This window comes from Allobosea eneae, assembly GCF_042657265.1.
GTDB classification, from domain to species: domain Bacteria; phylum Pseudomonadota; class Alphaproteobacteria; order Rhizobiales; family Beijerinckiaceae; genus Allobosea; species Allobosea eneae.
This window is the reverse complement of the sequence record NZ_JBHSLW010000067.1, coordinates 1-12,874: the sequence shown is the minus strand read 5'-3', so window position 1 is coordinate 12,874 and position 12,874 is coordinate 1. Positions and strand designations below refer to the sequence as shown.

At 67.0% G+C, this 12,874-nt stretch carries 11 protein-coding genes and 1 pseudogene; 4 read left to right on the top strand and 8 right to left on the bottom strand.

The window, feature by feature from the left end; translation table 11 throughout:
- Positions 1-148 precede the first annotated feature (148 nt).
- Complete coding sequence (ssb, locus tag ACFPOB_RS26995) at positions 149-691, top strand: single-stranded DNA-binding protein (RefSeq protein ID WP_377801367.1); 543 nt, start codon at positions 149-151, stop codon at positions 689-691.
- 166 nt (positions 692-857) lie between these two features.
- Here the strand turns inward: ssb and ACFPOB_RS26990 are convergent, their stop codons facing one another.
- From ACFPOB_RS26990 to ACFPOB_RS26970, 5 genes are all read right to left on the bottom strand, one after another.
- Positions 858-2,129, bottom strand: a complete 1,272-nt coding sequence (locus ACFPOB_RS26990; RefSeq protein WP_377801366.1) for a 3-phosphoshikimate 1-carboxyvinyltransferase — start codon at positions 2,127-2,129, stop codon at positions 858-860.
- Between the two features lie 162 nt (positions 2,130-2,291).
- Complete coding sequence (locus ACFPOB_RS26985) at positions 2,292-2,591, bottom strand: putative quinol monooxygenase (protein ID WP_377801365.1); 300 nt, start codon at positions 2,589-2,591, stop codon at positions 2,292-2,294.
- A gap of 87 nt (positions 2,592-2,678) precedes the next feature.
- A complete protein-coding gene (locus ACFPOB_RS26980) occupies positions 2,679-3,536 on the bottom strand; it encodes an ABC transporter permease (RefSeq protein ID WP_377801364.1) in 858 nt (285 codons plus the stop codon).
- Positions 3,533-4,525, bottom strand: a complete 993-nt coding sequence (locus tag ACFPOB_RS26975) for an ABC transporter substrate-binding protein (protein ID WP_377801363.1) — start codon at positions 4,523-4,525, stop codon at positions 3,533-3,535. Before ACFPOB_RS26975 ends, ACFPOB_RS26980 begins: the two co-directional genes overlap by 4 nt.
- 374 nt (positions 4,526-4,899) lie before the next feature.
- Positions 4,900-5,784 carry a LysR family transcriptional regulator gene (locus tag ACFPOB_RS26970; RefSeq protein WP_377801362.1) on the bottom strand — a complete coding sequence of 295 codons (885 nt, stop codon included), beginning with the start codon at positions 5,782-5,784 and terminating at the stop codon, positions 4,900-4,902.
- A gap of 75 nt (positions 5,785-5,859) precedes the next feature.
- On the opposite strand from ACFPOB_RS26970, the gene ACFPOB_RS26965 reads away from it, so the two are divergent.
- Complete coding sequence (locus tag ACFPOB_RS26965) at positions 5,860-6,423, top strand: GNAT family N-acetyltransferase (RefSeq protein WP_377801361.1); 564 nt, start codon at positions 5,860-5,862, stop codon at positions 6,421-6,423.
- A 166-nt stretch (positions 6,424-6,589) separates the two neighbouring features.
- Positions 6,590-7,750, top strand: coding sequence for an MFS transporter (locus ACFPOB_RS26960; protein WP_377801360.1), 1,161 nt, complete (start codon positions 6,590-6,592; stop codon positions 7,748-7,750).
- On the opposite strand, the gene ACFPOB_RS26955 is transcribed toward ACFPOB_RS26960, so the two are convergent.
- Complete coding sequence (locus tag ACFPOB_RS26955; RefSeq protein WP_377801359.1) at positions 7,747-8,430, bottom strand: hypothetical protein; 684 nt, start codon at positions 8,428-8,430, stop codon at positions 7,747-7,749. The two genes, ACFPOB_RS26960 and ACFPOB_RS26955, sit on opposite strands and share 4 nt — an antisense overlap.
- 251 nt (positions 8,431-8,681) lie before the next feature.
- On the opposite strand from ACFPOB_RS26955, the gene uvrA reads away from it, so the two are divergent.
- Complete coding sequence (uvrA, locus tag ACFPOB_RS26950; RefSeq protein ID WP_377801358.1) at positions 8,682-11,657, top strand: excinuclease ABC subunit UvrA; 2,976 nt, start codon at positions 8,682-8,684, stop codon at positions 11,655-11,657.
- Between the two features lie 22 nt (positions 11,658-11,679).
- Here uvrA and ACFPOB_RS26945 read toward each other — a convergent pair whose 3' ends face one another.
- Positions 11,680-12,219: a hypothetical protein gene (locus ACFPOB_RS26945; RefSeq protein ID WP_377801357.1), complete on the bottom strand. Its 540-nt coding sequence runs from the start codon at positions 12,217-12,219 to the stop codon at positions 11,680-11,682.
- Positions 12,206-12,874 (bottom strand): annotated as a pseudogene (locus ACFPOB_RS26940) (hypothetical protein); the annotation flags it as partial. The pseudogene ACFPOB_RS26940 and the gene ACFPOB_RS26945, both read right to left, overlap by 14 nt.

The window sequence follows — 12,874 nt, the reverse complement described above, 5'->3', positions numbered from 1 at the left end:
GCCAGCTCGCATTTTTGTCGGGGACAAGCCTCGAAAATACCTTGAACAAAACATGAACATCATTGATAGTGCCGGCATGGCCCGCTAGGGTCCGGCTCCGGTCATCCGGCCGGAAATGTGCTGAAGTGCGCAGGAAATGGAGCCTGTCATGGCTGGTAGCGTCAATAAGGTCATTCTGGTCGGCAATCTCGGGCGCGACCCCGAGGTGCGGCGCCTCGGCAGCGGCGAGCCGGTGGTCAATCTGCGGATCGCCACCTCCGAGACCTGGCGCGACAAGCAGTCGGGCGAACGCAAGGAGCGCACCGAGTGGCACTCCGTGGTGATCTTCAACGAGAACCTCGCCAAGGTCGCCGAGCAGTACCTGAAGAAGGGCTCTAAGGTTTACATCGAGGGCCAGCTGCAGACCCGCAAATGGCAGGACCAGCAGGGCGTCGAGAAGTACACGACCGAGATCGTGCTGCAGCGTTTCCGCGGCGAGCTCACCATCCTCGACAGCCGTGGCCAGGGCGGTGACGAGTTCGGCGGCGGCAGCAGCGGCGGTGGCTATGGCGACGAGGGTTCGTCGGGTGGCGGCTCCTTCGGCCGGTCGAGCCCGGTCGGCGGCGGCTCGCGCCAGCCGGCCATGGCGAGCGGCGGCGGCAGCGGCGGCTCGCGCGCGTCGAGCCATCTCGACGACGACATCCCGTTCTAGGATTCTTGCCGGTCTCCCGGCTCCTGCGAAGACACACTCGTCATTGCGAGCGTAGCGAAGCAATCCAGGGGCGGAAGAATTCTACGCCCCTACTGGATTGCTTCGTCGCTGCGGTCCTCGCAATGACGGTTTGCGGCCCCGCGCCAATTCATCCTGCAGGCTGCTCCTACGGCAGCTCTCCCTCGAAGCGCACGCCGAGCGAGCCGAGCGCGCGCCAGTAGTCAGGATAGGTCTTCGCCACGCAGGCGGGATCGAGGATGGTGACGCCGCCGATCTTGAGGCCCGCCAGCGCGAAGCTCATGGCGATGCGGTGGTCGGCGAAGGTGTCGATCTCGGCCGGCAGCGTCTGGCCGGCCAGCGCGGGATCGGAGGCGACGAGGAGATCGTCGCCATCCTCGACGCCGAGCCCCGGCCTGATCCGCGACAGGCCCTGCGCCAGCGCCGCGACCCGGTCGCATTCCTTGACGCGCAGATTGGCGATGCCGGTGAAGCGCACCGGCGTGCGGTTGAAGGCGGCAAGCACGGCGAGCGTCGGCACCGCATCCTGCATTTGCGAGCCGTCGATCTCGGCCGGCAGGTTCGGGAAGGCGGCGATCAATTCATGCGCCTTGGCGTCGGGCTGGGTGAAGGCGGAAGCCGGCACGCCGAGATCGATCGCGCCGCCGGTCAGCACCTCCGCCGCCCAGAGATAGGTCGCGGCCGAGGCATCGGGCTCGATCAGGTAGTCCGTCGCGACATAGCCGGTCGGCGCGATCCGCCAGCCGCCGCTGTCCGGCTCGGAAACCTGCGCGCCGAAAGCGCGCATCGTCGCCAATGTCAGGTCGACATAGCCGCGCGCGCCGATCTCCTGACCGGTCAGCACGACATCGACCGGATTGCGGGCGCAGGCGCCGGCCATCAGCAGCGCCGAGACATATTGGCTGGAGAGCCCGCCATCGACCTCGACCAGCCCGCCGTCGAAACCGCCCTGCCCCTGGATGGTGACCGGCGGGCAGCCGCTCGGCGCGCTGATCGCGACGCCAAGCCGAGTAAGTGCCTCGACCAGCGGCAGGATCGGCCGCTTGCGCATATGCTCGTCGCCGTCGACCACGACCGTGCCGTCGACCAGTGCCGCCGCCGCCGTCAGGAAGCGGGTCGCCGTGCCGGCATTGCCGAGGAAGAGCGGCTTGGCCGGCACCTTGAGCCGTGCGTCGCTAGTGACGATGAAGCTGGTCGCGTCGGGTTCTTCGATCGCGACGCCCATCTCGCGCAGTGCCTGCGCCATATAGCGGGTGTCGTCGCTCTTCAGCGCGCCGCTGAGCCGGCTGGTGCCTTTCGCCAGCGCCGCGACCAGTAGCGCGCGGTTGGTGATCGACTTCGAGCCGGGCGGCATTACCCGGCCGGTCAGCGCCACCGTCGTCGGCAGGATGGTGAGTTTGCTGGGGGCGAATTGGGTCATGGCAGGCTCGCGGCTCGGTCGCGAGGGTCTTAGACCGTGCCGGCGGGAAGCGGAAGGCATACCGTCATTGCGAGCGTAAGCGAAGCAATCCAGGGGCGGCAGCGCTCCACGTCCTCCTGGATTGCTTCGTCGCTACGCTCCTCGCAATGACGGAGGAGGCCCTCAGCGCCTCGCCAGTCCGAACCCACCCACCGGCTCCGTCACGACATGGCTGTCGAAGCCGGCGATGATCGGCCGAGCCTTGGCGATCGCCGCCTGCACCGCCGGCAGAGCGAGCGAGGCCTTGTGGCTCTCCTCGCGATCCCAGACCTCGGTCACCCAGATCGCATCGGCATCGTCGGGATCGCGGGCGACGATGTAGCTCAGGCAGCCCGGCATGGCGCCGCTGCTCTCCAGAATATAGCCGATCAGTGCCTCGCGCTCGCCGGGCTTGGCCCGCATCTTCCCGATCAGTCCGTACATTGGCAGCGTCTCTCCCGTTTCGGGCGGCACCCTGCCCAAGCCCCGGACGCGGCGCAACCGCTCGCCCTGACCGTTCCCGTCAGCAGCTCACTCCGGCGGCCGCCGCTCCCGCAGGATCGCCTGCGCCATGCGGTCGAGCAGGATCGCCAGCGCCACCACCGCGAGACCGCCAACGAAGCCGAGGCCGGGATCGGCGCGCTGCAGGCCGAGCAGGACGACCTCGCCCAAGCCCTTGGCGCCGATCATCGAGGCGACAACGACCATGGCGAGCGAGAGCATGATCGCCTGGTTGAGGCCCTGCAGGATCACCGGCCGCGCCAGCGGCAGTTCGATCAGCAGAAGTGTCTGGCGCGCGCGCAGGCCGAGCGCCTGTGCGGCCTGGACCATGCCGGCATCGATGCCGCGCAGGCCGAGTTCGGTCAGCCGGGCGAAGGGCGGCAGCGCGTAGATCAGGGTCGCGAGCAGTGCCGGCGCCCGCCCGAGCCCGAGCAGCATCGCCACCGGGATCAGGTAGACGAAGTTCGGAATGGTCTGCATCAGGTCGTAGACCGGGGCGAGAACTTTCCCCAGCCGGGGCAGGCGCGCTGCGGCGACGCCGAGTGGCAACCCGATCAGGACGACGAACACCACGGCGACGATGACGAGCGCGAGCGTCTGCATCGCCTCGGTCCAGACGCCGAGGCCGGCGAGCACCAGCGGCAGGATCGCCATGGCGAGCGTGAAGCCGAGGCTGCGTCGCGCCAGCCAGGCGCTTCCAGCGACGGCCAGGACGAAGGCGGGCACAGGGATGAGCAGCAGAGCAGTCTCGACGCCGCGGACCGGCGCAGTCAGCAGCCTGCTGAAGCCGTCGAGATCATTGCCATAGCCGGTGACGACGGCATCGACGCCCTGGTTGACCAGCTTCTGCAGTGCCTTGCCGAGGTCCGGCAGCCCGTCAAGCGTCACAGGCCGGACGCGACCTTGGCGGCGATCTCGGGCGGCAGCCACGCCTTCCAGACATCCGGTTGCGTCTTCAGGAAGACGAGTGCCTGCTGCTCGGGCGAGACGCCCTTCTCGCGCGCCTCGGCCAGCATTTTCGAGGTCAACTCACTGGTCGTTGTGTACTTCTTGAAGAAGCCCGCGAGCTGCGGCGCCTTCTTGGCCAGCTCGATACTGGCGCCGATGACGACGCGGCTGACCGGATAGGCGGTGGCGCGCCTGGGTGCGTCGCTCGCCTTGAGCTCGTCCCAGATCGCCTGGTCGAAGGCCGGCTCCTCGAGCTTGACCAGATCATAGGCGCCGAGCAGCCAGCTCGGCCCCCAATAATAGAACACGACCGGCCGCTTGCGCTTCAGCGCGGATTCGACGGCAGCGACGATCGCCTCGCCCGAGCCACCGCGGAGATTGGTGAAGTCCCCGGAGAGGCCATAGGCGACGAGCTTCTTGCTGTTGATGCCCTCGCAGACCCAGCCGGCGACGCAATTGTAGAAGCGTCCCTTGCCCGGCTCGTCCGGGTCGGTGAACAGCTCCTTGTAGCGCTTGAGATCCTGCACCGATTTCAGCTCCGGCGCCTTGGCGTCCGGGCCGGAGACGAGATAGCGCGGCACGAACCAGCCTTCGGTGGCATCGGGGAAGGTCGTGCCGAGCGGCTCGACCTTGCCGGCGGCCGTTTCCTTGAGCCAGGCCTCGACCGGATTGGCCAGCCAGATCTCCATGACGATGTCGACGTCGCCGCGGCCCAGGCCCGTGACCAGCGGCGCGATCACGCCCGGCACGCGCTCGACCTTGCAGCCAAAACCCTTCTCGGCGATGGCGCTGGCGACTGCGGTGTGGAAAGCGGCGGAATCATAATCGAGCCCGGCCATTTTCAGCGGCCGGTCGAGCTCGCAGGCGAGCCCGGGAGCGGCGAGACCGAGGCCGAGCAACAATGCGGCTCCTCGCAGAACGGCTTTCATCATCACGATCCCCCGCTGGCTGCGGTGCCCCATCCTGGCACCTGACTTTCCGGCCTGTCCACGAAGCGAAGCGCGAAAGGGGGCGAAAAGTTCCGCCCCGGCAGGCGAAAAGCTTAGCGCCGCTCGCAGACCATGGACACTGCGCGAACGGCGGATGGGATGGACCGCGCGTCTGACCGGACCTGTCAGCAGCGCAGAGCCTCCTCCAACCGGCAAAATCAAACCAGGTCGTCCCGGGCGACCGAAGGGCGACCCGGGACCCATGCCTGAGCCTCCCCGATAAAGGTTCAGGCATGGGTCCCGGATCTCCGCTTCGCTGCGTCCGGGACGACACCGCCAAATGACGAAGCAAAGCAATGGTTGGTAGGTTGGCCTCACCCAAGCGTGCCCAGCGCCCGCAGCGCTTTCAGCGTCTCGCGCAGGCCGCGATGCAATGGCTTGTCCTTGCGCAGGACGAGGCCGAGCTTGCGATGCACGCGCGGCGACAGGGCGCGCACCGCCAGCCCGTCGCTCTCGCCGCGCACCGCCATGCCCGGCAGGATGGCGCAGCCGAGGCCGGCGCCGACCAGCCGCTTGATCGCCTCGACGCTGCCGAGCGACATCACCGGCTTCAGCGTCACGCCGGCGCGGGCGAACCATTCATCGGCGATGCGCCGGGTGATGCCGCCAGGCTCGAACAGCAGCACCGGCAGGCGCGCCAGAGCCTCCGGCGTCAATCGCGTGGGCAAGTCCATGCCGAGCGGGGCGATCACGGCAAACTCGTCCTCCAGCAGCGGCGTCACGTCGAGACAGCGGCCGGCGGCCGGCAGCGTGACCAGTCCGATATCGATCTGGTTGTCCTCGATCGCCTTGACGATGTCAGAGGTGTTGCCGGTGCTGACAGTGAGCTCCAGCGTCGGGTGTTGCAGGCGCAGGTCGCGCAGCACCGGCGGCAGCAGGAAGATGCAGGCGGTGGCACCGGTGCCGATCCGGACACGACCCATCGAACCGGTCGCATGCCGCGCCATCGCCTCTTGCGCCGCGGCCACCGCCGCCGCGATCCGGCCGGCATGGTCGAGCAGTTCGTTCCCAGCCGCGGTCGGCTGTGCCCGGCGCCCGACCCGTTCGATCAGGGTCACGCCGAGGCGGCGCTCGAGCTCGCGGATCTGCAGGCTGACCGCCGGCTGGCTCAGCCCGAGCCTCTCGGCCGCCGCCGAGAAGCTGCCGAGCGCGATCACCTGGCGGAAGCTGTCGAGCTGGTCGAGGCGAAGATCGCGCATCTCAAAGAATTTCTCATGCTCTGCATAACTTCGAGAAGCTTCATTTATGAGGGGGCAAAGCGCAAGATCGCCGCGATGACAAGAATCGACTCCTCCCTCTCCACTCCCCCCGTCGTCGTCCGCGACACGGAAGAAGCCGACATCGCTGCGATCCAGTCGATCTACAGCCATCATGTCCTAACCGGCCTCGCCAGCTTCGAGGAGACGCCGCCGAGCGTCGCGGAGATGCTGGCGCGCCGGCGGGCGGTGCTGGCACTCGGCCTGCCCTATCTCGCCGCCGAGCGGGGCGGCCGCGTCGTCGGCTACAGCTATGCCAGCAGCTACCGCCCCCGCCCGGCCTACCGCCACACGATCGAGGATTCGGTCTATGTCGCCGAAGGACAGGCCGGGCGCGGCATCGGCGGCGCGCTGCTCGCGGCACTGATCGCCCGCTGCGAGGCCGGCCCGTGGCGGCAGATGCTGGCGGTGATCGGCGACAGCGGCAATGCCGGCTCGATCGGCCTGCATCGTCGCTTCGGCTTCGAGCCGGTCGGCACCTTGCGCTCGGCCGGCTTCAAGTTCGGCCGCTGGGTCGACACCGTGCTGATGCAGCGCAGCCTCGGGCCGGGGGACCAGACGTTGCCTGACAGGGCGAGCTAGTGCCGTCCTTCCAACTCCTTGAGTCCTTCCGGACCGAGCGAAGCGGGGATCCGGGACCCATGCCTGAGCCTCTCCGAAAGAGGCTCAGGCATGGGTCCCGGGTCTCCCTGCGTTCGCCCGGGACGACCCGGAACGGGGTGGCGTGGCCTAGCGAAAACGGTTGTCGATGATCTCCCGCCGCTCCGTCTTCTACCTCGGGCTGGCGCAGCTCATCTCCTGGGGCGTCTCCTATTATCTCGTCGGCGCCTTCGGCGAGCTCATCGCCGGCGAACTCCGCTGGTCGCAGGCGATCATCCATGGCGGGCTCTCGGCCGGCCTGCTGGTGATGGGTTTGACCTCGGGCGCGGTCGGCCGCCTGATCGACCGCCATGGCGGCCGCACGGTGATGTGCCTGGGATCGCTGCTGACAGCCGCCGGCTGCCTCGGCCTCGCCTTCGCCCATACGATCGCCGCCTATTACGCCGCCTGGCTCAGCCTCTACGATGCCGCCTTCGCGGCGCTGGCCCGGATCGGCGGCAGCGCAGCGCGCCGGCCGATCGCCCAGATCACCCTGCTCGGCGGCCTGGCCTCGACCGTGTTCTGGCCGCTCGGCCATGCGCTCGCCGAGCAGTTCGGCTGGCGCGGCGCCCTCATCGCCTATGCCGGCTTCGCGCTGTTAACCTTGCCGCTGCACCTGACTTTGCCCACCGTCTCGGCGCGGCCTTCGTCCGACGGGGCCGCGGCGAAGCCCGTCGTCACGCTCAGCCCAGCCGATACGCGCTTCGCCGGCCTGCTCTATGCGCTGATCGTCACCTTCGCCGGCATCCTCAATGCCGGCATGTCCGCCCATATGATCGGCATCCTCGCCGGTCTCGGCCTGCCGGCCGCCATCGCGGTCTGGATCGGCGCGACGCGCGGTATCGGCCAGTCGCTGGCGCGGCTCGGTGAGGTGCTGTTCGGGGCGAAGACCAGCCCGTTCGACCTCAATCTCGTCGCCTGCCTGGTCCTGCCGCTCTGCTTCGGTGTCGGCCTCGCCGGCGGGGCGAGCGCTTTTGCCGCGCTGGCCTTCGCCTTCTGCTACGGCGCCGGCAACGGTGTGCTGACGATCACGCGCGGCACGCTGCCGCTGATGCTGTTCGACCCGAAGAGCTATGGCGCCTATGTCGGGCGGTTGCTCGCGCCGGGCTTCTTCCTCTCGGCCGCCTCGCCGCTCGCCTATGCCCTGCTGATCGAGCGCCATGGCGCTGCGGCAGCGCTGATCCTGTCGGGGACGCTGGCGCTGGCCATGCTGGTCTCGGCCATCCTGCTCCGGCGGCGCTTCCGCCACGGCCTGCAGCGCGCGGACTAGCCCGGCCGCTGCCGAGCCACTTCCCGCGCGGCGCGGATCGCCATGAGCCGGCTTGCCAGCCCGGCGACATGCTCATCGGGACTCGCCGCAAGCCGGACGAAGGCCTCGTCGCGCCCTGGCAGGTGCTGGCGGTTGAACAGCAGCCAGAGCGCCGCCTCGCAACGGCAGCGCTCGCCGCGGGCGATCTCGCTAGCGACCCGCGCCATGATCGGCTCCGGCGGCAGCTTCGACATCAGCGCCAGATGCAACCCGCTGAAACGCTCGACATCGTCGAACCAGAGATCGAGGATCCACCCGGCATCCTCTGCTGTAACATGCTGCGACAGCGCCAGCCGCGCCGCCTCGGTTTCCTCCGCCTGCCAGCGCCGGAGATCGCCATGGCGCAGGCTCCAGAGCTCACGCCTGCGTGGCAGGGGCCGGCGCGCCCGCTCGCTCAACCAGGCGCGATGGCGGGTGCCAGCAGCGTTATGCGAACCGGCCCAGTTGCCGATCACCCGGATCGCCAGCACGCCCAGGCCCCACCAGGGCAACGCCAAAGCGGTCTCGATCTCGGCTCGCGCCGTCGGCGTCTCCGCGAGCCCCGCCAGCAGGCGCAGGCGTTGCGACAGCTCGCGCAGCAGGCTCGGCCGGTGCGGCGGACGCAACAGTTCATGGACATCGGGGTCCCGCCGCGCCGCCATGGCTGTCTTCGTCTCCCCGCTTCGACCGATCGACATGGATCGCAGCTGCATGCTGCGAGCTTGCCGCTTGTCGGGCTCTGCCTTGCTCTCGCGCCTGCCACGCTCCTGACAATCTCTGTCAGCACACCTCGCAGGAACAATGCGGCAACACCGGCGGCTGCGTGCTACTCATGCCCGCCTCCCGCCCGGCTGCACTGGCATGAGCCGGCGATTGCCCTATCTCTACGGCTTAGCCCGAACCGGACACCACCATGGCCCGCAAGACCACGCTCGCCGAACAGGCCGCGACGCTGGAAGACATGTTCGACCGCAAGTCCGCACAGGACTCGGCGGCCGACCGGAACGCCCGCGTCATCTCTGTGCGCGGCGCGCGCGAGCACAATCTCAAGAATGTCGACCTCGCGATTCCGCGCGACAAGCTCGTGGTGTTCACCGGCCTTTCCGGCTCGGGCAAGTCCTCGCTCGCCTTCGACACGATCTATGCGGAGGGCCAGCGCCGCTATGTCGAGTCGCTCTCGGCCTATGCCCGCCAGTTCCTCGAGATGATGCAGAAGCCCGATGTCGACCAGATCGACGGGCTCTCGCCGGCGATCTCGATCGAGCAGAAGACGACCTCGAAGAACCCGCGCTCGACGGTCGGCACCGTCACCGAGATCCACGACTATATGCGCCTGCTCTGGGCGCGCGCCGGCATCCCCTATTCGCCGGCGACCGGCCTGCCGATCGAGAGCCAGACCGTGCAGCAGATGGTCGACCGGCTGGTCGAACTGCCCGAGAAGACGCGCGGCTACCTGCTGGCGCCGGTGGTGCGCGGCCGCAAGGGCGAGTTCCGCAAGGAGATGGCCGACTGGCTGAAGCGCGGCTTCCAGCGCGTCAAGGTCAATGGCGAGTTCTACGAGATCCCGGACGCCCCTAGCCTCGACAAGAAGTTCAAGCACGACATCGACGTGGTGGTCGACCGCATCGTCATCCGGCCCGATCTCGGCGCGCGCCTCGCCGACTCGCTGGAGCAGGCGCTCGACCTCGCCGACGGCATCGCCGTCTTCGAATATGCCGACGAGAAGGAGGAGAACGGCGAAGCCAAGCGCGTCACCTTCTCCTCGAAATTCGCCTGCCCGGTCTCCGGCTTCACCATCCCCGAGATCGAGCCGCGGCTGTTCTCGTTCAACAACCCGTTCGGCGCCTGCCCGGCCTGCGACGGCCTCGGCCACGAGATGCGGATCGATCCGGAGATGATCGTTCCGGATCATTCGCTCAGCCTGAAGAAGGGCGCGATCGCGCCTTGGGCCAAGTCGACCTCGCCCTATTACGGCCAGACGCTCGACGCGCTCGCCAAGCACTTTGGCTTCTCGACCACCAAGCCCTGGTCGGAGCTGCCAACGAGCGCCCGCGACGCCATCCTGTTCGGCACTGGCACCGAGGCGGTGCGCATGGCCTATAATGACGGCCTGCGCGCCTATGAGGTGAAGAAGCCCTTCGAGGGCGTGATCACCAATATGGAGCGGCGCTGGAAGGAGACCGAGAGCGACTGGGCCCGCGAGGAGATCGGCCGCTTCATGTCGGAGACGCCCTGCGCGGCGTGCAACGGCTTCCGGCTCAAGCCCGAGGCGCTGGCGGTCAAGATCGACATGCGCCATATTGGCGAGATCTCGCAGCTCTCGGTCAAGGACGCGCTCGCCTGGGTCAGCGCCCTGCCCTCGCGCCTGTCGGCGAAGCAGAACGAGATCGCCCCGCGCATCCTCAAGGAGATCCGCGACCGGCTGACCTTCCTGCTCGATGTCGGCCTGGAATACCTGACGCTGGCGCGCGGCTCGCGCACGCTCTCGGGCGGCGAGAGCCAGCGCATCCGCCTCGCCTCGCAGATCGGTTCGGGCCTCACCGGCGTGCTCTATGTGCTGGACGAGCCCTCGATCGGCCTGCACCAGCGCGACAATGAGCGCCTGCTCGGCACGCTGCGCCGCCTGCGCGACCTCGGCAACACCGTGATCGTGGTCGAGCATGACGAGGACGCGATCCTCACCGCCGACTATGTCGTCGATGTCGGCCCCGGCGCCGGCATCCATGGCGGCGAGATCGTCTCGAAGGGCACGCCGCAGGACATCCTCAGCGACCCGAACTCGCTCACCGGCAAGTACCTCACCGGCGAGATGAGCGTGCCGGTGCCCGCCAAGCGCCGCAAGCCGCAGAAGGGCCGGAGCCTGAAGATCGTCGGTGCCCGCGGCAACAACCTCAAGGACGTCACGGTCGACATCCCGCTCGGCCTGTTCACCTGCATCACCGGCGTGTCGGGCGGCGGCAAGTCGACGCTGGTCATCGACACGCTCTACAAGGCGATCGCGCGCAAGCTCAACGGCGCGATCGAGCATCCTGCCCCGCATGAGCGCATCGAGGGCATGGAGCATCTCGACAAGGTCATCGACATCGACCAGTCGCCCATTGGGAGAACTCCGCGCAGTAACCCGGCGACCTATACCGGCGCCTTCACGCCGATCCGCGAATGGTTCGCCGGCCTGCCCGAGGCCAAGGCGCGCGGCTACCAGGCCGGCCGCTTCTCGTTCAACGTCAAAGGAGGCCGCTGCGAGGCCTGCCAGGGCGACGGCGTCATCAAGATCGAGATGCACTTCCTGCCCGACGTCTACGTCACCTGCGACGTCTGCAAAGGCAAACGCTACGACCGAGAAACCCTTGAAGTGAAATACCGCGAGCGCTCGATCGCCGACGTGCTCGACATGACGGTCGAGGAGGCCAAGGACCTGTTCAAGGCCGTGCCCTCGATCCGCGACAAGATGGTGACGCTCGCCCGCGTCGGGCTCGACTATGTCAAGGTCGGCCAGCAGGCGACGACGCTCTCGGGCGGCGAGGCGCAGCGCGTCAAGCTCTCCAAGGAGCTCAGCAAGCGCGCCACCGGCCGCACCCTCTACATCCTCGACGAGCCGACCACCGGCCTGCATTTCCACGACGTCGCCAAGCTGATGGAGGTGCTGCACGAGCTGGTCGAGCAGGGCAATTCCGTGGTGGTGATCGAGCACAATCTCGAAGTGATCAAGACCGCCGACTGGATCATCGACATGGGCCCCGAAGGCGGCGACGGCGGCGGCGAGGTCGTGGCGCAAGGCACGCCGGAGGATGTGGTCCGGATCGGCAAGGGCCACACCGCGCGCTTCCTCAAGGAGGTGCTGGAGCGGCGGCCGTTGAAGGGGAAAGGGGCAAGGCAGGCGGCGGAGTAGATCCGCAGCCTGCCTCTACAATTTACGGAGCAGGCAGCTGAGGAAGAGGCGCCTTCGTCTCGGACCGCCTCAGCGCTTCATACGCCTCTGCGGCTCGTTCTAGCCGTCCTTCAGCTGCTTTGCTGGGCTTACGGCGACGCGTTTCATGCCAAGGATTGCCCTTCGCTTTCGTGTCAAACCCTTCCGCAATGAAAAGATATGCCGCTGTCGCGGCAAGCTCTAATTCAACCGCATTTATGCTTTTAGCGCGTTGGACAAAATCGGCACGTAGAGCGTCCGCCTCACCGACATTCTCAACCAAGGTGTAGACCGAATATCGTCCACCCCAATCAGCTGTCCTTTCCTCTTCCCGAACAGGGCCGAGGATCGCCGCGATTTCCATTGCTTGCGCAAGCTCCTCGCTAAACGGACCATAGTGGCGATACTCAAACGAGAAATCATCGCTGAAACCGGCCAGATTCAAGAGGTACGCAATTTTCTGCAGGCGGGTCCGCCCAACAAGCTCCCCCCCCGCGTCCTGAACGATACGAGCTGCTGCACGATATGGGTCATGACGCGCCATCGACAGCCTCCGCAAACTTTGTTCTCATTACGTTCTCTATCTCAGAAGTAGCCTCGGTGTCATCCCTAAACACGTAGGCCCTGCAGAGATTGAAGGGTTCAGCGCTCGCGATCACCGGTGAAAACTCAGCAATGTCCCTCGGCGCCCCCTCTCCCGCACGGAGCAGGATTTGATTGAGCGGCGTTTTCGAATCTTGGAAACGCTTATACGGATTGCGAGCATACTGATCGACTAGGAATCTCACCGGTCCACCGGGCTTCTCTGATTCGCGGCTCTTCAGTTCGCCTGCAACAGCATCACAAATTACCTTAATCCTTGCTTGACGCTGCTCTCGGGGCTCTCCTTCCTTATGCGGAAGTTCGGCCTCGGCGCGCATTCGCAAATCGATGCACCGCGTCAGATGCCGTTGTCTCAACGAATCGGTGAGGCGCCTGATCTCGCCATCATCTGCTTCCGAGAGCATCGGCAATGATCCCCAGAATACGGCATCGTCTAGCGCTAGCGCTCTCTCCAAATTATCGGGCTCGGCAACGAAACGCAGAATTGGATGGCGTTTCTCAGAGCCCGTCCCGAAAGGGTTGAGCGACTGGGGCACTCGTGATTCCAAGGGGTTGTTCAGGCCATCTTGGAGCGAGCGATGTGGACCCCAGCCACT

Excerpts from the sequence above, each read along its gene's own strand:
- ssb (WP_377801367.1), top strand. The coding sequence starts at position 149 with ATGGCTGGTAGCGTCAATAAGGTCATTCTGGTCGGCAATCTCGGGCGC.
- ACFPOB_RS26990 (WP_377801366.1), bottom strand. The coding sequence starts at position 2,129 with ATGACCCAATTCGCCCCCAGCAAACTCACCATCCTGCCGACGACGGTG.
- ACFPOB_RS26985 (WP_377801365.1), bottom strand. The coding sequence starts at position 2,591 with ATGTACGGACTGATCGGGAAGATGCGGGCCAAGCCCGGCGAGCGCGAG.
- ACFPOB_RS26975 (WP_377801363.1), bottom strand. The coding sequence starts at position 4,525 with ATGAAAGCCGTTCTGCGAGGAGCCGCATTGTTGCTCGGCCTCGGTCTC.
- ACFPOB_RS26970 (WP_377801362.1), bottom strand. The coding sequence starts at position 5,784 with ATGCGCGATCTTCGCCTCGACCAGCTCGACAGCTTCCGCCAGGTGATC.
- ACFPOB_RS26965 (WP_377801361.1), top strand. The coding sequence starts at position 5,860 with ATGACAAGAATCGACTCCTCCCTCTCCACTCCCCCCGTCGTCGTCCGC.
- ACFPOB_RS26960 (WP_377801360.1), top strand. The coding sequence starts at position 6,590 with ATGATCTCCCGCCGCTCCGTCTTCTACCTCGGGCTGGCGCAGCTCATC.
- ACFPOB_RS26955 (WP_377801359.1), bottom strand. The coding sequence starts at position 8,430 with ATGGCGGCGCGGCGGGACCCCGATGTCCATGAACTGTTGCGTCCGCCG.
- uvrA (WP_377801358.1), top strand. The coding sequence starts at position 8,682 with ATGGCCCGCAAGACCACGCTCGCCGAACAGGCCGCGACGCTGGAAGAC.
- ACFPOB_RS26945 (WP_377801357.1), bottom strand. The coding sequence starts at position 12,219 with ATGGCGCGTCATGACCCATATCGTGCAGCAGCTCGTATCGTTCAGGAC.